The organism is Vallicoccus soli, assembly GCF_003594885.1.
GTDB classification, from domain to species: Bacteria; Actinomycetota; Actinomycetes; order Motilibacterales; family Motilibacteraceae; genus Vallicoccus; species Vallicoccus soli.
This window is the reverse complement of record NZ_QZEZ01000001.1, coordinates 42818-58628: the sequence shown is the minus strand read 5'-3', so window position 1 is coordinate 58628 and position 15811 is coordinate 42818. Positions and strand designations below refer to the sequence as shown.

Here is a 15811-nt window from a genome sequence, read left to right as displayed (position 1 = left end):
GTACCGGCTGGGCGGACCGGGTCAAGGGGTGACGAGGGGGACGTGCGGTGCGCGACCGGGCGCCTACGCTCCTGCCGTGGCCAGCCGCCGGGTGCTCATCGACGCCGAGGACTTCGCGCGCCGCCGCGGCGTCGCCGCGCTGCTGCGCGGGGACAGCCTCGACGTCGAGGAGGTGCCGCGCCGCCCCAACGCCGCGCTCGCCGCCGGCGTCGTCCTCGCCCTGCTCGCCGCCGCCGCGACGGCCGGCACCGCCTTCGTGACCGGGCGCGAGCCCTCCGGCTGGCAGCGCGACGGGACGCTGGTGCTCGACCGCGAGACGGGGGCGCGGTTCCTCGCCGAGGACGGGCGCCTGCGCCCCGCGCCGACCCTCACGAGCGTGCTCCTCGCGGGCGGGCGGACCGACCCCGTCCTCGTCCCGCACGACGCCGTCGCGGCCGCCCCCCTCGGCGCGGCGCTGGGCGGGGCGGGCCTGCCCGAGGCCCCGCCGGGGCTCCCCGAGCGCCCCACCGGCTTCACCGCCTGCCTCACGGCGCCGGCCGCGGTGGACGTCCACGCGGGGGCGCCGGGCGGGGCGCCCGCCGACGCCACCGGCCTGCTGGTGCGCACGCCCGGCAGCACGCAGCTCGTGCTCCTCGCCGGTGCGCGGGCGCACCCGGTCGCGGGCGACGCCCTCGCCCCGCTGGGCCTCTTCCCGGCCCAGGTGCGGGAGGTGCCCGCGGCGTGGCTCGCGCTCGTCCCGAGCGGGCCCGCGCTGCGACCGCTGGCCGTGCCGCCCGAGCCGGCCGGGCAGGGCGTGCGCGGCGTGGGGCAGGGCGGGGAGGTGGTGGCGAGCCGGGGCACGGGGCGGGCGTACCTCGTGAGCCGCGGCACCGTCCGCCCGTTCCTCGACCGCACGAGCGAGCTGCTGGCCCCGCGCCCGGTGCGCGCCGTGCCCGACGCCGCGCTCGAGGCCGCGCCGGAGGGTCCGCCGGTCGGCGTCCCCGGCGCCCCGGCGGAGCCGCCCGCCGTGCCGGACCCGTCGACGCCGGTCGTCCCGTGCACCCGCAGCTCGGACGGGCAGCTGTCCCTGCTGCGCAGCGCGCAGGACCGCGGGACGCGCCCGTCGACGCCGCGCGAGGCGCCGACGGACCCGCCGGTCACCGTGCGCTGGCACCTCGCGCCGGGCCAGGGCGCCCTGGTCGGGCCGCCCGACCTCGACGCGCCGCCGCCGGCGGGCACGAGCGCGCGGGGCAGCGGCGGGATCCGCCTCGTGGCCGACGGCCTGGCGCACGAGGTGGCCGACCTCGACGCCCTGCGGGCGCTCGGCTACCGGCGCGAGCAGACCGTGCTGCTGCCGGGGGCCTGGCTCGCGCTCGCGCCGACCGGCGCCGTGGTCGAGACCCAGGGCTGAGCGCGCTCCTTGACGAGCGCTTGACCCTCGGCGGGCTTCCCGTCGTGCCCCGCTGTGTGACAGATTGCGGCCCGCAGACCGGGGTGACCCGGTACGGGGGCTGCCGTCGCGCCCCCGTGCCCGGGTGCCGGATCCCCGGACCGACGAGCAGGGGAGGCACCCGGTGGCGGGTCTGTTCGACACCTCGACCGCGACGATGCAGGCGACCTCGCAGAAGGTCCTCTCCGACGCGGAGTCGATCCGCGCCGACCTCAACGCCCTGCTCAACCGCCTCATGGCGCTCGAGGGGCAGTGGCTCGGCGACGGGCGCACCGCCTTCGTCGGCGCCGAGGCGCGCTACCAGTCGGCGAACGCCCGGCTCAACCAGGCGCTCACGGCGATCGGCGAGCTCATCAAGGCCAACGAGGCGCGCTACTCCGCGGACGACGCGCAGGCGCAGAGCGGCCTGAGCACCTCCGGCGCGGCGTTCGACGCGCCCGGCTTCTGAGCACCGACCGACGAGAGGACGAGCACCATGGCTGACCAGATCCGCGTGACCTTCGGCTCGCTCGACACCGCGGTCGGCGACATCGCCGCCGGTGTCGCCGCGCAGGGCCAGCGCCTGCAGGAGCTCAAGGCCGACATCGCCCCGATGGTGGCGACGTGGGAGGGCTCCGCCCAGACGGCGTACTACGCGCACCAGCAGAAGTGGGACGCCGCCTGGCAGGACCTCACCGAGGCCCTCGGGCAGTTCCAGCGCGCCACGGACGTCGCCAACGCCGACTACCAGGCCGGCGAGGCCGCCAACACGGCGTCCTGGGGCTGATGGGCGCGCAGAGCGGGGGCGGCGGGTCGTACGACGTCCGCCCCCCGGTCCTCGAGGCGGGCGCCGGCTGGCTCGCCGAGGACGGCGAGGCGATCGGCACCGAGGGCAGCGCCGGTGCGGCCGCGGCGACCGCCGCGGCCGGCGCCTGCGCCCCCGGGCCGGTCGTCGGCGCCCTGCACGCCTTCGCTGCCGAGCTCGGCGCGCGCAGCGGGGAGATGAGCGCCGCGGTCGCCACGGCGGGGCAGGCGCTCGCCGGCAACGCCTGCGTCTACTGGGCGACCGACACCGGCGCGGCCGAGCTGCTCGGCCGCTGAAGGAGGCTCGTACGTGATCCCCGGCGACCCGGCCGCCGTCGAGGCGGCCGCGCGCACCCTGCGCCAGGCCGGCGCCGGGCTCGCCGACGCCGCCGTGTCCGTCGGTGTGCACGCGCTCGACGTCACCGCCGAGTGGACCGGCGACGCCGCCGACGCCGCGCTCGACGGCATCACCTTCCTCGGGCACCGCACCTCCGTCGGCGGGGACGTCTGCCCCGACGCGGCGACCGCCCTGGAGGCGTACGCCGCCGAGCTGCGCGCCGCGCAGGCCGCCTGGGACGCGGCGAGCAGCGCGCACCGGGCGGCGCTGGGCGCGCAGTCCGAGCTGCGCGCGAGCGTCGCCGCGCTGGCGCCCGCGGTCCGCAACGACCCCGACGTGCGCGACCAGCTCTCCCGGGCCGCCGGGCGGGTCAGCGGCGCCGCCGCGGACATGGACGCCGCCGTGCAGCGCGAGGCGCAGGCCAGCGCGGCCGCCGCCGCAGCCCTCGACGGGCTCACGGCCGAGCTCGCGGCCATGACCGCGCGCCCACCCGCACCGCCGACGCCACCCCCGCCGCCGGAGGAGGACCGGCCCTGGTGGAGCGACGCCGGGCACCTCCTGCTCGACGGCGCCGGGCTCATCCCGGTCGTCGGCGAGCCCGCCGACCTGGCCAACGCCGCCTGGTACGGCGCGGAGGGCGACGAGCTCAACGCCGGGCTCTCCGCCGCCGGCGCCATCCCGGTCGCCGGCTGGTTCGCCACCGGCGGCAAGGCCGTCAACAAGGGCGTCCAGGCCGCCGACGCCGCCTCCGACGCCGCCCGCCACGCCGACGAGGTGGCCGCCGCCGCGCGGGCCGCCGACGCGGTGCCCCCGGTCCGCCGCGGGCTGCCCGACTGGCTAGCCCGCATCCGCGCCGGCAGCGACTGGCACCGGGCCCAGCAGGCGCGGCTCGTCGACGGGAACCCCAACGTCGTCACCGAGTTGCACGTGCGCAAGCCCGAGGGCGCGCCGGTCACTGGCCAGAACAACCGGGTCGACGCCTACGACCCGGTGACGCAGACCATCACGTCGATGAAGCACACCCAGCTGGCAGAGGTCTCACCCGCCACCGCGCGGAGGTACATCGACGAACTGCGCCACAAGTACGCGCCGGGCACGCAGATCGCACCGACCCCGACCACGCCGCCCGGCCTGGTGGGACGGCAGCTGGAGGGTCGCATGGAGCTGCTCGTGCCGGCTCAGCGCGCCCCGGTCCCACCGGAGCTCGTCGCTTACGCTCGTCAGTACGGCATTCGCATCAGGATCGCGCCTTAGGAGCAGGGTGACCCTTCAGTACGGCCACTGGAACCTCCCCTTCAACGAGCTCCTCGACCAGTACGGCGAGGAGGAGGCCCGGCGCCGGTTCGACGCCGGGGAGGTGCTCCACGTCCTGGCCGGCGACCCCGAGGGGCCCGACCTCGTGGTCCAGATCGCTCGCAGCGGACGCAACATCTCCACGTACTGGCTGGACGAGTACCGGCGTCCTGAGCTCTCGTACACCTTCGCGGTGCCCTCGGACGCACCCGGCTGGCCGTCCGACGTGCTGCTCCTCGAGCAGAGCCACCTCCGCGCGTACGACGAGCCGGGTCCGGAGGCCGACCACAGCGCGATCGAGTCCTACTACTTCCACCCGGACGGCACCGTGTTCGGTTCGCGCGGCCCGGTGACCGGCGACCGCGAGGAGATGCGGACGACCATGCCGGTCGAGCAGCTGCAGACCGAGCGGGTCCCCGCCTTCGGCGAGTGGGAGCCGTTCCTGCGCCGCGAGCGCTGACGAGGTCGAGTCCGGTGCCCGGTGGCTCGGAGCGCCCGTCCCTGCAGGCCGCGTGGCCGGCCAGGAGCAGCTCGCCGGAGCAGGTCGCGCACCGCCTCCCCGCTGACCGCCTCCCCCGACGACGTCCTCGAGACCCACCGCGCTCTGCGGGACGGGGGCCTGCTCTCGCCGTGGCAGCGAGGTCGGGCGGCGGACGTGGGGGGCGTACCCGCCGAGGAGGAGTGGCGCCGTTGAGCTACGTGCTGGAGCCCGAGGTGGCCGGTGGTCTCGGCGAGCGGACCGTCTGGGACCGGACGGGGCCGGTCCCGCGCGTGACGGCGCTGCACTACGAGGTCGACCAGTGGCTGGGTGACGACCTGCTCGAGAGCCACCCGTGCTTCCTGGCCACGGAGGCCCTCGCGAGGGCCGTCGACGAGGCCGGGTTGACCGGCGTGGCGTGGGGCGCCGCAGAGGTGACCACCTCCGACGTCGCCGCCGACCTCGCCCCCCACCAGCGGCTGCCGCCGCTCCGCTGGCTCCAGCCCGTGGGCGAGGCCGGGCGCGACGACGTCGCCCTCGACGGCACCGGGCGCCTGCTCTGCTCGGACGCCGCGATGGACGTCCTGCGCGGGTTCCACCTCGAGAACTGCCTCGTCGAGCCGCAGGACGCCGCGCTGTGACCGCTGCCGGGCAGCAGTGGACCTACCAGGACTGGAACCCCGGCCTGCGCGGACCGCGCGGCGAGCCCTACGCCGCCGTCGAGGCGCGACGCCGTTTCGCCACGGGCGAGGACCTGTGGGTCGTGCAGCGAGGACCGGACGAGGAGCTCGTCGTCCTCCACGTGCGCGCGAGCGGGCGGTCGTTGAGCTCGTACTTCCTCGACGGGCAGGGCCGACCCGAGCTCACCTACCTCTTCGGCACCGGGACCACCCCCGGCTGGCCCGAGGACCAGCTGCTCCTCGAGCAGAGCGAGGCCCTCACCTACCCGGACGACCGGACGGCGCGACCCTCGTCCGTGCAGACCTTCCGCTTCCAGCCGGACGGCCGGGTCAGCATCGTGGGAGGTCCGCCCGGCGGCCCCGTCGAGCGGCTGTCCTCCCACCTGCCGGTGGACCAGCTGCAGACCGAGCCGGTCCCGTCGTTCGGCGCGTGGGAGCCGTTCCTGCGCCGTGAGCGCTGAGCAGTGGCGGAGCCGCAGCACGACCCGGTGGTCGACGCGTACGTCCGCGGCATCGACCTCGCCGTCGAGGACGGTCGGCGCGGGGAGGACCCTCGGCTGCAGCCGATGCTCGACGCCCTGGGAGCCCTGAGCGCCGGCTAGAGCTGCGAGCCCGCGTCCGCCGCGGCGCCGTACACCCCGAGCACCCCCGCCAGCAGCGGCAGCACGGTGACCGCGGCGAGGCCCTCGAGCACGTCGAGGCTCCGGCGGACCCGGGGACGGGCCATGCGCTCCAGCGCGGTGCGCCGCCCGGTGGCGGCGACCGCGCCGAGCGCGTGCAGCAGCAGCGAGGCCGCGGTGAGGACGGCGAGCACCCCGAGGACGACGGCGCGCGCCGTCGTGCCCCCGTCGAGCGCGAGCCGGGCCAGCGCCACGGCGAGGGGCACCGCGGCCGACACCAGCGCCGCCGCGGAGTCGGCGACGACCCGGCTGCGCCGTGCCCGCAGGAGCAGCACGACGGCGAGGGCGGCGCCGAGCCACCGCTCGTACGACCCCTCGCCGAGCGCCAGCGCCGTCGCGCACGCGCCGACCGCCCCGGCGCAGGCCGCCGTGGCGCCGGTGAGCAGCGCCCGGGTGCCCGCCGCGGCGCGGAGCAGGGACGCCTCGTCGCGGCCGGCGGGGGCGGGCTCGGACCACAGGGCCGTACGGGTCACCAGCCACGGCAGCGCCGCGAGCCCGGCCAGCGCCACCGCGCCGACCGCCCCCGCGGCCTCGGCGGGCGCCAGGACGTCGCGGGCGACGAGCCCGGCGCCGACGGCGACCGCCGCTCCGCCGAGCGCGCCGAGCGACCACCACGCGCGGCGGCGGGGCGTGCAGGCGGCGGCCGCGAGCGCCCCGGCGGCCACGCCGAGACCGACCAGCGCGGCGCGCGCCCAGCCCCCTCCCGCGGTGCCGCCCACCGACCACCCGGCGGCCGCCCAGGCGGGCAGGGCCGCGAGGGCCGCGACGTCGCTGCCCAGGTCGCCGTCGCGGGTGGCGCGCAGCCGGGTCGCGGCGAGGAGCAGCAGCGCGGCCACCACCAGCGGGGCGGCGGGGCCGCCCCCAGGCAGGCCGAGCGCGAGGACGGCGGCGCCCGCCCCCAGCACGACCGCGGCGACGGCGGCCGCCGCGCGCAGCCCGGCGAGCGTCCAGCGGCCCGCGGCGGACGCGCCCTGCGCGAGCACCTCCAGGGCGTCGTCGACCCGGTGGGCCGGCGCCGGCGCGGCGCCCGGCGTCAGGTGCAGCACGTCGCCGTCGCGCAGCCGCGCGTCGACGAGGGGCGCGCCCGGCGGCAGGGGCGCGCCGCCGACCCGGTGCAGGTGCCACGGGCGGTCCGCGTCGCCCAACGGGGCGCCCGGCAGCAGGGCGGTGCGCAGCTCGTCGACGAGCTCGGCGACGGGGCGCCCCGTCGGGAGGCTGACGTCGAGCGCGCCGGTCGGGCCCACGACCCGCACCCTGCGCCACGCGCCGTCGCCCGGCCCCTCGGCCTGCGGCTCGTCCGGGCCCTGCCGGACCGCCGTGCCAGACTCCCGCAGGTCGTCCCGCCCACCCGGGGAAGCGAGGTTCGAGGTCGCCGACATGACGGACATCCTGATGCACCGGTCCGCGCGCCGCCCACTGCCTCCCGGCCCGCCGCCGCGGGTGGCGGTGGCCCCGCCGCCCGGCCTGCCGGACGCCGCGTCCGGGGCGAGCTGGACCTACGCGCTGTTCCCGGTCCTCGGCAGCGCCGGGCTCCTCGTCATCGCGCTGGTCAACGGCAACCCGCTCTACCTCATCGCCGGGGGCGTCTTCGTCCTCGGCTCGATCGGCATGGGCGTGGCGATGTACGCGTCGCTGCAGGGCCGCACCCGCTCGGCGCGCGCCGACGAGCGCAGCCGCTACTTCGCCCACCTCGCCGAGGCCCGCCGGCGGCTGCGGGCGGCCGCCGACGCCCAGCGCGAGGTCGCCCGCGCCGCGCACCCCGAGCCGTCGGCGCTGCCTGGCGTCGTGGGCTCGCCCCGGCTGTGGGAGCGCCGACCGTCCGACCCCGACTTCCTGCACGTGCGCATCGGCACGGGCGCGGTGCCCGCGGTCGCGGTCCCCGACCTCGGCGAGCCCGACCCCGCCCGCCAGCTCGACCCCGCGGCGGACGACGCGGCCCGGCGGCTCGTCGCGACCCACGCCCGGGTCGAGGACGTCCCGGTCGCCGTCCCCCTGGGCGGCGGCACCACCGCACTGGTCGGCGCCGCCGGCCCCTCGCGCGCGCTGGCCCGGGCGCTGGTGGCCCAGGTGGCCGCGCTGCACGCGCCCGACGACGTGCGCGTGGCCGTCTGCGCCTCGGCCGACGGTGCCCACCAGGCCTGGGACTGGGTCAAGTGGCTGCCCCACGCCCACCACCCAGCCACGGGCGAGCCCCTGCTGGCGACGGACGACCGCGCGCTGGCCCGCCTCGTCGGCGCCGAGCTCGACCGGCGCCGCTCGGCCACCGGCCGCCCCGGGGGGCCCGCCCTGCTGCTCGTCGTGGACGGACCCGCCTCGACCCCCGACCCGCTGCTCGGCGCCGAGGAGCTAGGGGTCGCGCAGCTGCGCCTGGTGCGCTCGGAGGACGAGCAGCCGCTGCACGTCGACCTCACCCTGCGGCTCGGTGCCGGCACCCTCGAGCCCGTGGTCCGCACGCCCGACCCGGCGCGGTCCGTCCTCACCGGGGCGGGACCGGTGCGCCCCGACGCGCTCACCGCGCCGGAGGCGGACGCCCTGGCCCGTCGGCTCGCCCCGCTGCAGCTCTCCCGCACCGCCGGCGAGGCGGCCCTGTCCGACGTGAGCGGGCTGCCCGAGCTGCTCGGGCTCGGCGACGTCCGCGCGCTCGACCCGGCCGCCGCGTGGGCGCCGCGCGGCGAGCGCGACCTGCTGCGCGTGCCCCTGGGCGTCGACGCCGACGGGCGCCCCGTCGAGCTCGACCTCAAGGAGTCGGCGCTCGGCGGCATGGGGCCGCACGGGCTCGCCGTGGGCGCCACCGGCTCCGGGAAGTCCGAGCTGCTGCGCACCCTCGTCACCGGCCTCGCGGCGACGCACTCCCCCGACGACCTCGCCCTCGTCCTGGTCGACTACAAGGGCGGCGCCACGTTCGCCGGGCTGGCCGCGCTGCCCCACGTCGCCGGGTCGCTCACCGACCTCGAGGACGACGCCGCCACGGTCGACCGCTTCGCCGCGGCGCTGCGCGGCGAGCTGCGCCGGCGCGAGCGGCTGCTGCGCGACAGCGGCGACCTCGTGAGCATCCGCGAGCACCGCGCCCGGCGCCTCGCCGGCGCCCCGCTCGCCCCGATGCCGCACCTGCTCGTCGTCGTCGACGAGTTCACCGAGCTGCTCGTGCAGCAGCCCGACCTCATCGACCTCTTCGTCGCGGTCGGCCGGCTCGGGCGCAGCCTCGGCGTGCACCTGCTGCTCGCGACGCAGCGCCTCGAGGAGGGCCGGCTGCGGGGCCTGGACAGCCACCTGTCCTACCGCCTGGCGCTGCGCACCTTCAGCGCCGCCGAGAGCCGCGCGGTGATCGGGGGCCCCGACGCGTTCGAGCTGCCGCCGGTCCCCGGCTCGGCCTACCTCAAGGTCGACACCAGCGTCTTCCGCCGGCTGCGGGTCGCGACGGTCTCCACGCCGTACGCCGACCCCGCCTCGCACCCCGCGGTCGACCGCACCCTGCGGCCCGCCCCCGTCCCGTCGTTCGACCGGACCGGCCCGGCGCCCGCCCCGGCCGCGCTCGGCGTGCAGCTGTCCGACCCGTCGCGCCGCTCGACGCTCGACGTCGTCGTCGAGCGGCTGGCCGGCGCCGCGGAGCGGGTGCACCAGGTGTGGCTGCCGCCGCTGCCCCCGCGGGTCGCGCTCGGCGCGCTGCTGCCCCCGCTGCGCGTGGACCCCGGGCGGGGGCTGGGCACCGGCGGGGAGCCCGGCCTGCGCGTGCCGGTCGGCGTCGTCGACCTGCCCGAGGAGCAGCGCCGCGACGTGCTCGCCCTCGACCTCGCGGGCGCCGGCGGCAACGTCGGCGTCGTCGGGGCGCCGCGCACCGGCAAGAGCACGGCCCTCGCCACGCTCGTCACCTCGCTCGCCGTCACCCGCACGCCGGCGGAGGTCCAGGCCTACGTCCTCGACCTCGGCGGCGGGGCGCTCGCCGGGCTGGCGGGGCTCCCGCACGTGGGCGGCGTGGCCGGCCGGCACGAGCCGGCCCTGGCCCGGCGCACCGTCGCCCAGCTCACCGCCCTGCTCGAGGAGCGCGAGCGGCGCAGCGCCGAGCAGGGGGCCGCCCCGCCGGCCGTGCGGCGGGCCGGGCAGGGCGACGCGTACGGCGAGGTGCTGCTCGTCGTCGACGGCTGGGCCGCCCTGCGGGCCGACCTGGAGGACCTCGAGCAGCCCGTCACGACCCTCGCCCAGCGCGGGCTCGCGCACGGCATCCACGTGGTCGTCGCCGCGGCGCGCTGGCTCGACCTGCGCCCGCCGCTGCGCGACGCGCTCGGCACCCGGCTCGAGCTGCGCCTCGGCGACCCGGCCGACTCGACGTACGAGCGCCGGACCGCCCGCACCCTCCCGGCCGACGTGCCCGGGCGGGCCCTCGCCCCCGGCGCACGGCTCGTCCAGGTCGCGCTGCCCCGCCTGGCCCCGCCGGACGGGCCGCGCGACGCCTCCGGCGCACCGCTGGCGGAGGCACCGGAGGAGACCGCGGCCCGGCTGCGCGCGGCCTGGACCGGCCCCGTCGCGCCGCCGGTGGTCCTGCTCCCGACGCTGCTGCGCGCCCGCGACCTGCCCGCCGCCGACGAGCCCGGCGTCCCCGTGGGGCTGCGCGAGCGCGACCTGCGCCCGCTCGCGCTCGACCTCGTCGGCGGGCGCGACCCGCACCTGCTCGTCGTCGGCGACGCCGGCTCGGGCAAGACCGCGGCGCTGCGCACGCTGCTCGACGGCGCCACCCGTCGCCACTCCCCCGACGAGCTGCTCGTGGTGGTCGTCGACTACCGGCGCACCCTGCTCGAGGCCGTCGACGAGGCGCACCTGTCGCAGTACTGCGCGTCGGCCCCGGCCGCCGCGGGCACCCTGCAGGCGCTCGCGACCAAGCTCGCCGCACGGCTGCCCGGGCCCGACGTCACCCCCGCGCAGCTGCGCGCCCGCGACTGGTGGAGCGGGCCGCACGCCCTCGTCGTCGTCGACGACCACGACCTCGTCGCGGCGCCCAGCGGCGACCCGCTCGCCGCCCTGCTGGAGCTGCTGCCGCTCGGCCGTGACGTGGGCCTGCACGTCGTCGTCGCGCGCTCCTCCGGCGGGTTCGCCGCCGCGGCGATGCAGCCGGTGCTGCGCCGCCTGCGCGAGCTCGGGACCCCGGGGCTGCTGCTGTCGGGGTCGCGCGAGGAGGGGCAGGTCCTGCACGGCGCCCGGCTGCGCGACCTGCCGCCGGGCCGGGCGCAGCACGTCGCCCGGCAGCGCCCGCCCGAGGTCGTGCAGCTCGCCTGGGTCGACGAGGCGGGGGCGCCCTGACGGGCCGCGCCTAGGCTGGGCCGGTGGCCCGGTACTTCGACGTGCACCCCCGCGACCCGCAGCCCCGGACCATCGGGCAGGTGGTCCAGCTGCTGCGCGACGACGCGCTCGTCGCGTACCCGACGGACTCCTGCTACGCGCTCGGCGCGCGGCTGGACAGCCCGACCGGGGCGGAGCGCATCCGCCGGATCCGGCACCTCGGCGACCGGCACCACTTCACGCTCGTGTGCGCGGAGTTCGCGCAGCTCGGGCAGTACGTCCACCTCGACAACGCGGCGTTCCGCGCCATCAAGGCCGCGACGCCGGGCCCGTACACCTTCATCCTCACCGCGACGAAGGACGTGCCGCGCCGGCTGGCGCACCAGAAGAGGCGCACCGTCGGGGTGCGCATCCCCGACCACCCCGTGGTGCGGGCCCTGCTGCGCGAGCTCGGCGAGCCGATGCTGTCCTCGACGCTGCTGCTGCCCGGGCACGAGGACCCGCCCACCGACGGGTGGGCGGTCAAGGAGGAGCTCGACCACGTCGTCGACGCGGTCGTGGACGCCGGCGAGGTCGGCACCGTGCCGACGACGGTGGTCGACTGGTCCGAGGGCTACCCGGAGGTCGTGCGCGAGGGCGCCGGCGACCCGTCCAGGTTCGCCTGAGGGGCACCCCCGCGCCGGAGGCGCGACCGCACGCGCGGGGCGCCCGTCACGCGGCGCGCTTGCGCAGCCGGCGCAGCTGCCCGTCGAGGTACGGCCGCGCCCGCCGCTGCCCGCCCCGCTCGGCGATGGCGCCCTGCAGCTGCTCGAGGACCCGGACGAGGACCTCGCGGGACGGCTCCCAGCCGCGGCGCTCGCACTCCTCGAGCCACTCGACGACGGTGCGGTGCCCGCGCTCGCCGTTGCAGCGGCGGCAGGCGGCGACCTCGTTCTCCAGCCACGACGGTCCGCCCTTGACCCGCGGGACGACGTGCTCCGTCGTCGCCGGCACGAGGCCGCCGAGGGGTCGCCCGCACCAGACGCACCGCCCGCCGTCGCGCTCCACGACCGTGCGCAGGCGCTCCGCGCGCCCAGGCGCGCGCTCCGCGGCTCCCACGCCCTCCACGGTACGTCGCACCCCGCTCACCCGCCCGCGGGCGGCACCGTCCCCCAGCACGCCCACAGCGGGTCGCCGGGACCGCCCGGCGGCACCCGCACCGCCCGCTGGACGTCGGCGAACCCGCCGAGGCGCAGGTACGCCGCCACCGTCGCCAGGCGCCCCCGGTCGTCGGCCTCGAGCCACCCCCGCACCGCCTTCGTCGGGAAGCAGCGGTCGCTCCAGGTGCAGACGAACCGGCCGCCGGGGCGCAGCACCCGGGCCACCTCGGCGAAGACCTCGACGGGCCGCACGAGGTAGTCGACCGACACGCAGCACACCGCGTCGTCGAACGCCGCGTCGGCGAACGGCAGGCGCGGGTCCTCGTTGAGGTCGGCGACGACCCGGTGCTCGGCGGCGGCGTTCGCGTCGAGCTCGGCCGCGTTGAGCCCGAGGACGGTGAGGTGCTCCGGCGGGCGGCGGAAGTGCGACACCCACGACGAGCAGACGTCGAGGACCCTCGGACCGAGGGCGAGCTCCTCGTACAGGGCACCCACCGCGGCGACCGCGCCCTCGTCGATGTGCGTGACGAGCCGCGGCACCGCGTAGAACGAGGTGTCCGGCCCGGGGTCGGCCCGGTCGAAGAAGCCCGGCGGGAAGGGGCCGGCGCTGGGGACGCTCACCGCCCCATGCCACCACCGGCTGCGGGCCGGCACCAGCGGGGGCAGGCTGGGGCGCGTGACGACGACCTGCCTCACCGGGGCCACCGACGGGATCGGCCGGGCGACGGCGCGGCTGCTCGCGCGGCGGGCGCAGCCGGGCGACGTGCTCCTGCTGCACGCGCGCACCGCGGAGCGGGGCGCCCCCGTGCGCGACGAGCTGGCCGGCGAGGGCCCCGGGGAGGTGCGGGTCGTCACCGGCGACCTCGCGGACCTGGGGCAGGTCCGCGGCCTCGCCGCGCAGGTCGCGGGCGCCGGCCCGCTGGACGCGCTGCTGCTCAACGCCGGCGTGTGGCTGCGCGGCGACGCCCCCGACCGCAGCGCGGACGGGCTGCCCGCGACGTTCGCGGTCAACGTGCTCGCCCACCACCTGCTCACGGCGCTGCTGCGCCCGCGCCTCGCCGCCGCCGGCGGGCGGGTGGTCTGGCTCGGCTCCGGCATGGCGCGCTCCGGGCGGGTCGACCCCGACCGGCTGCAGGAGCCGGCGCGGGACGCCGGGCGGGCGTACGCCGACAGCAAGGCCGCCGACGTCGCCCTCGCGCTGGGCTGGGCCCGCCGGCTGGAGCCGGACGGGGTGGCCAGCCTGGCGCTGGACCCCGGCTGGGTCCCGACCAAGCTCGCGTCCGCCGGCGCGCCCGGCCGGGTCGAGGACTCCGCCGAGGCGCTCGCGCGCTGCGCGCAGGACCCGTCGGTGCGGAGCGGGACCTACCGCAAGGGGCGGGGCGAGACCGCCGTGCCGGGCCACCTCGCCGACGCCGCGCTGCAGGACGCGCTGCTCGCCGCCTGCGACCGCCTCGCCGGGCTCTGACCGCCGCTGCCCAGCAGCACCCCCGCGACGACGACCCCGCCGAGCGCGACCTCCGGCAGGGTGGTCGGGTCGTCCAGCAGCAGCCACGACGCGCCGATCCCGACGACAGGGACGAGCATCGAGAACGGCGCCACCGTGCTCGACGGGTGCCGCGCCATGAGCGCGGTCCAGATGCCGGAGCCGAGCAGGGTCGCGACGAGCACGGTGAAGGCGAGGCCGGCGAGGGCGAGCAGCCCCTGCCGCTCCCCCAGCCCGCCGAACGACGCGCCCACCGCCGCGGGCCCCTCCAGCGCCAGCGACACGGCGAGCATCGGCACCGGCGGCACGACGGTCATCCAGAGCATGAGGCGGAACGGCTCGGCGGCGCGGGCCTGCCGGTTGCTGAGGTTGCCGAGCGCCCAGCCCAGCCCGGCGCACAGCGTCAGCAGCACGGGCACCAGCGTGGCGCCGCCGTCCAGGCCCGCGCGGTGCACCGCGATGCCGCCCAGGCCCCCGACGGCGAGCGCCACCCCGGCGACCTGCCGCGCGGTGAGCCGCTCGCGCAGCAGCAGCCCGGCGAGCAGCACCGTGAACGGCGCCGACGACTGCAGCACGAGCGAGGCGAGGCCGGTCGGCATCCCGGTGTCCATCGCCAGGTAGAGGAAGAGGAACTGCAGCACCCCGAAGCCGAGGCCGTACCCGACGAGCCACCGCACGGGCACCGCCGGGCGCGGGACGAGCAGCAGCGTGGGCACGGCGACGAGCGCGAAGCGCAGCGCCACGAGGAAGAACGGCGGGAACTGCTCCAGCGACAGGTGGATCGCCGGGAAGTTCAGGCCCCAGACCACGGCGACGGTCAGGGCAAGGAGGCGGTCGCGGACGGGCACGCCCCGATGCTGCCGGGCACCGACCGTGCAGCACCAGCGAAGACCGCTGCACGGTCCCTTTAGCCTGGCTGCATGGAGGTGCACCAGCTGGAGGCCCTGCGGGCCGTACGGGCGCACGGCGGGGTCACCGCCGCGGCGGCGGTCCTGCACCTCACCCCGTCCGCGGTGTCGCAGCAGCTCGCCGCGCTCCAGCGCGACGCGGGGGTGCCCCTCACCCGGCGGGTGGGGCGCGGGCTGCGCCTGACCCCCGCCGGGGAGGCGCTCGCCGACGCCGCCGTCGACGTGGCGGTCGCCGTCGAGCGGGCCCGCGCGGCGTGCGCGGCGTTCCTCGACCGGCCCGAGGGGACGGTGAGCGTGTCGGCGTTCCAGAGCGGGGCCCAGCTGCTGCTCCCGGGGCTGCTGGCCCGGGTGGGGGCCCTCGGCGGGATCGCGCTGGAGTGCTCCGACGAGGACGTGGCCCAGGGCGACTTCGCCGCCCTCACCGACCGCATCGACGTCGTCGTCGCGCACCGCCCCGACGGGGCGGGCCCGTGGAGCGGGGTGCCGCTGCGGGTCGTGCCGCTGCTGCGCGAGCCGCTCGACGTCGCCGTGCCGCTCGACCACCCGCTCGCCGCCGAGGAGCGGGTGCGGCCCGGCGACCTGGCCGGGGAGGACTGGATCACCGTCCGCGAGGGCTTCCCGGTCGCCGGCGTGCTCGACGCGGTCGCCGCCCGCGCCGGGCGCCCGCCGCGGATCGTGCAGCGGATCAACGACTTCCACGTCGTCGCGGCGCTCGTCGCCGCCGGCCACGGGGTGTCGCTGCTGCCCCGCTTCAGCGCCGGCCCGCACCCGGGCGTGCGGCTCGTCCCCCTCGCCGACGTCGCGGCCGGGCGGCGGGTCGAGGCCCTGCTGCGGCCCGACCGCGCCGAGCGGCTCGTCGTGCGGCGGGTCCTCGACGAGCTCGTCGCCCTCGCCCGCGAGGTCTCCGGCGGCCCTACCCCAGCGCCACGAGGAGCGTGACGGCCAGCAGGACCGCGAGCACGGCTCCCGCGGCGAGCAGGCCCACCGGCGCCGCGTCGGGGGACCGCCGGGAGGCCGCGCCGGGCCGGGACCAGGCGCTGCGCACCCGCCCGTCCGGGGTCGCGACGAGCACCTCCTCCGCGACGGCCGCCCCGCCGGGCGGCGCCACGTCCACGACGAGCCGGACCTGCTCCTCACCGCCGCGCCGCTCGCGCACGACGCGGGTGCACCGCACGTACGCCGTCCCGTCGAGCCCGTCGACCAGCTCGCGGACGGCGCTGCCTGACCGGGCGAGCAGGGCGCCGTACGGCAGCTGGGCGAGCGCGTGGACGTGCGCGGCGAGCAGCAGGTGCGCGTCGCCGTCGTGGCGGGGGCCCTCGCGCGGCACGGC

Annotated in this window: 18 protein-coding genes; 13 read left to right on the top strand and 5 right to left on the bottom strand. The window is 78.7% G+C overall.

Translation table 11 applies throughout. From position 1 onward, the window contains the following. The first annotated feature begins 76 nt into the window (after nucleotides 1-76). The 9 genes from D5H78_RS00305 (at nucleotide 77) to D5H78_RS19120 (ending at nucleotide 5602) form a co-directional block, all read left to right on the top strand. Nucleotides 77-1390 (top strand): type VII secretion protein EccB, encoded by a 1314-nt coding sequence (locus D5H78_RS00305; protein ID WP_133411968.1) that lies wholly within the window; start codon nucleotides 77-79, stop codon nucleotides 1388-1390. A 163-nt stretch (nucleotides 1391-1553) separates the two neighbouring features. Continuing rightward, nucleotides 1554-1877 (top strand): WXG100 family type VII secretion target, encoded by a 324-nt coding sequence (locus D5H78_RS00300; RefSeq protein ID WP_119948425.1) that lies wholly within the window; start codon nucleotides 1554-1556, stop codon nucleotides 1875-1877. A 27-nt stretch (nucleotides 1878-1904) separates the two neighbouring features. Next, entirely contained in the window at nucleotides 1905-2195 is a 291-nt protein-coding gene (locus D5H78_RS00295; protein WP_119948424.1) for a WXG100 family type VII secretion target, read from the top strand. Continuing rightward, nucleotides 2195-2509 carry a hypothetical protein gene (locus tag D5H78_RS00290; protein WP_119948423.1) on the top strand — a complete coding sequence of 105 codons (315 nt, stop codon included), beginning with the start codon at nucleotides 2195-2197 and terminating at the stop codon, nucleotides 2507-2509. Before D5H78_RS00295 ends, D5H78_RS00290 begins: the two co-directional genes overlap by 1 nt. Before the next feature lie 13 nt (nucleotides 2510-2522). Further along, nucleotides 2523-3803: a hypothetical protein gene (locus D5H78_RS00285; protein ID WP_119948422.1), complete on the top strand. Its 1281-nt coding sequence runs from the start codon at nucleotides 2523-2525 to the stop codon at nucleotides 3801-3803. Nucleotides 3804-3810: 7 nt separating this feature from the next. Beyond that, nucleotides 3811-4302: a hypothetical protein gene (locus tag D5H78_RS00280; protein ID WP_119948421.1), complete on the top strand. Its 492-nt coding sequence runs from the start codon at nucleotides 3811-3813 to the stop codon at nucleotides 4300-4302. Between the two features lie 230 nt (nucleotides 4303-4532). Beyond that, entirely contained in the window at nucleotides 4533-4961 is a 429-nt protein-coding gene (locus tag D5H78_RS00275) for a hypothetical protein (RefSeq protein WP_119948420.1), read from the top strand. Beyond that, nucleotides 4958-5461, top strand: coding sequence for a hypothetical protein (locus D5H78_RS00270; RefSeq protein WP_119948419.1), 504 nt, complete (start codon nucleotides 4958-4960; stop codon nucleotides 5459-5461). The genes D5H78_RS00275 and D5H78_RS00270 overlap by 4 nt, the downstream gene beginning before the upstream one ends. A gap of 3 nt (nucleotides 5462-5464) precedes the next feature. After that, nucleotides 5465-5602 (top strand): hypothetical protein, encoded by a 138-nt coding sequence (locus D5H78_RS19120; RefSeq protein WP_165865534.1) that lies wholly within the window; start codon nucleotides 5465-5467, stop codon nucleotides 5600-5602. On the opposite strand, the gene D5H78_RS00265 is transcribed toward D5H78_RS19120, so the two are convergent. Then, on the bottom strand, nucleotides 5599-7059 hold the full coding sequence (locus D5H78_RS00265) for an EsaB/YukD family protein (RefSeq protein ID WP_165865533.1): 1461 nt from the start codon (nucleotides 7057-7059) through the stop codon (nucleotides 5599-5601). The genes D5H78_RS19120 and D5H78_RS00265 overlap by 4 nt on opposite strands. Here D5H78_RS00265 and eccCa point away from each other — a divergent pair. Further along, the gene (gene eccCa, locus D5H78_RS00260) at nucleotides 7058-10972 is read left to right on the top strand and encodes a type VII secretion protein EccCa (RefSeq protein ID WP_119948417.1); all 3915 of its coding nucleotides are present in this window, start codon (nucleotides 7058-7060) and stop codon (nucleotides 10970-10972) included. The genes D5H78_RS00265 and eccCa overlap by 2 nt on opposite strands. Nucleotides 10973-10995: 23 nt before the next feature. Continuing rightward, nucleotides 10996-11616, top strand: coding sequence for an L-threonylcarbamoyladenylate synthase (locus D5H78_RS00255; protein ID WP_119948416.1), 621 nt, complete (start codon nucleotides 10996-10998; stop codon nucleotides 11614-11616). A gap of 46 nt (nucleotides 11617-11662) precedes the next feature. Here D5H78_RS00255 and D5H78_RS00250 read toward each other — a convergent pair whose 3' ends face one another. Both D5H78_RS00250 and D5H78_RS00245 read right to left on the bottom strand, forming a co-directional pair. Then, nucleotides 11663-12049: an HNH endonuclease gene (locus D5H78_RS00250; RefSeq protein WP_177891072.1), complete on the bottom strand. Its 387-nt coding sequence runs from the start codon at nucleotides 12047-12049 to the stop codon at nucleotides 11663-11665. A 26-nt stretch (nucleotides 12050-12075) separates the two neighbouring features. Continuing rightward, the gene (locus tag D5H78_RS00245) at nucleotides 12076-12711 is read right to left on the bottom strand and encodes a class I SAM-dependent methyltransferase (RefSeq protein WP_119948415.1); all 636 of its coding nucleotides are present in this window, start codon (nucleotides 12709-12711) and stop codon (nucleotides 12076-12078) included. A gap of 55 nt (nucleotides 12712-12766) precedes the next feature. Between D5H78_RS00245 and D5H78_RS00240 the strand changes: the two genes are divergently transcribed. Continuing rightward, entirely contained in the window at nucleotides 12767-13555 is a 789-nt protein-coding gene (locus tag D5H78_RS00240) for an SDR family NAD(P)-dependent oxidoreductase (protein ID WP_165865532.1), read from the top strand. On the opposite strand, the gene D5H78_RS00235 is transcribed toward D5H78_RS00240, so the two are convergent. Next, on the bottom strand, nucleotides 13453-14421 hold the full coding sequence (locus D5H78_RS00235; protein ID WP_119948413.1) for an EamA family transporter: 969 nt from the start codon (nucleotides 14419-14421) through the stop codon (nucleotides 13453-13455). The genes D5H78_RS00240 and D5H78_RS00235 overlap by 103 nt on opposite strands. 72 nt (nucleotides 14422-14493) lie before the next feature. Between D5H78_RS00235 and D5H78_RS00230 the strand changes: the two genes are divergently transcribed. After that, nucleotides 14494-15420: a LysR family transcriptional regulator gene (locus D5H78_RS00230; protein WP_119948412.1), complete on the top strand. Its 927-nt coding sequence runs from the start codon at nucleotides 14494-14496 to the stop codon at nucleotides 15418-15420. On the opposite strand, the gene D5H78_RS00225 is transcribed toward D5H78_RS00230, so the two are convergent. Continuing rightward, a complete protein-coding gene (locus D5H78_RS00225) occupies nucleotides 15395-15808 on the bottom strand; it encodes a hypothetical protein (RefSeq protein WP_133411967.1) in 414 nt (137 codons plus the stop codon). The genes D5H78_RS00230 and D5H78_RS00225 overlap by 26 nt on opposite strands. Between the last annotated feature and the right edge of the window lie 3 nt (nucleotides 15809-15811).

Excerpts from the sequence above, each read along its gene's own strand:
- eccCa (WP_119948417.1), top strand. The coding sequence starts at position 7,058 with ATGACGGACATCCTGATGCACCGGTCCGCGCGCCGCCCACTGCCTCCC.
- D5H78_RS00290 (WP_119948423.1), top strand. The coding sequence starts at position 2,195 with ATGGGCGCGCAGAGCGGGGGCGGCGGGTCGTACGACGTCCGCCCCCCG.
- D5H78_RS00230 (WP_119948412.1), top strand. The coding sequence starts at position 14,494 with ATGGAGGTGCACCAGCTGGAGGCCCTGCGGGCCGTACGGGCGCACGGC.
- D5H78_RS00295 (WP_119948424.1), top strand. The coding sequence starts at position 1,905 with ATGGCTGACCAGATCCGCGTGACCTTCGGCTCGCTCGACACCGCGGTC.
- D5H78_RS00265 (WP_165865533.1), bottom strand. The coding sequence starts at position 7,059 with ATGTCGGCGACCTCGAACCTCGCTTCCCCGGGTGGGCGGGACGACCTG.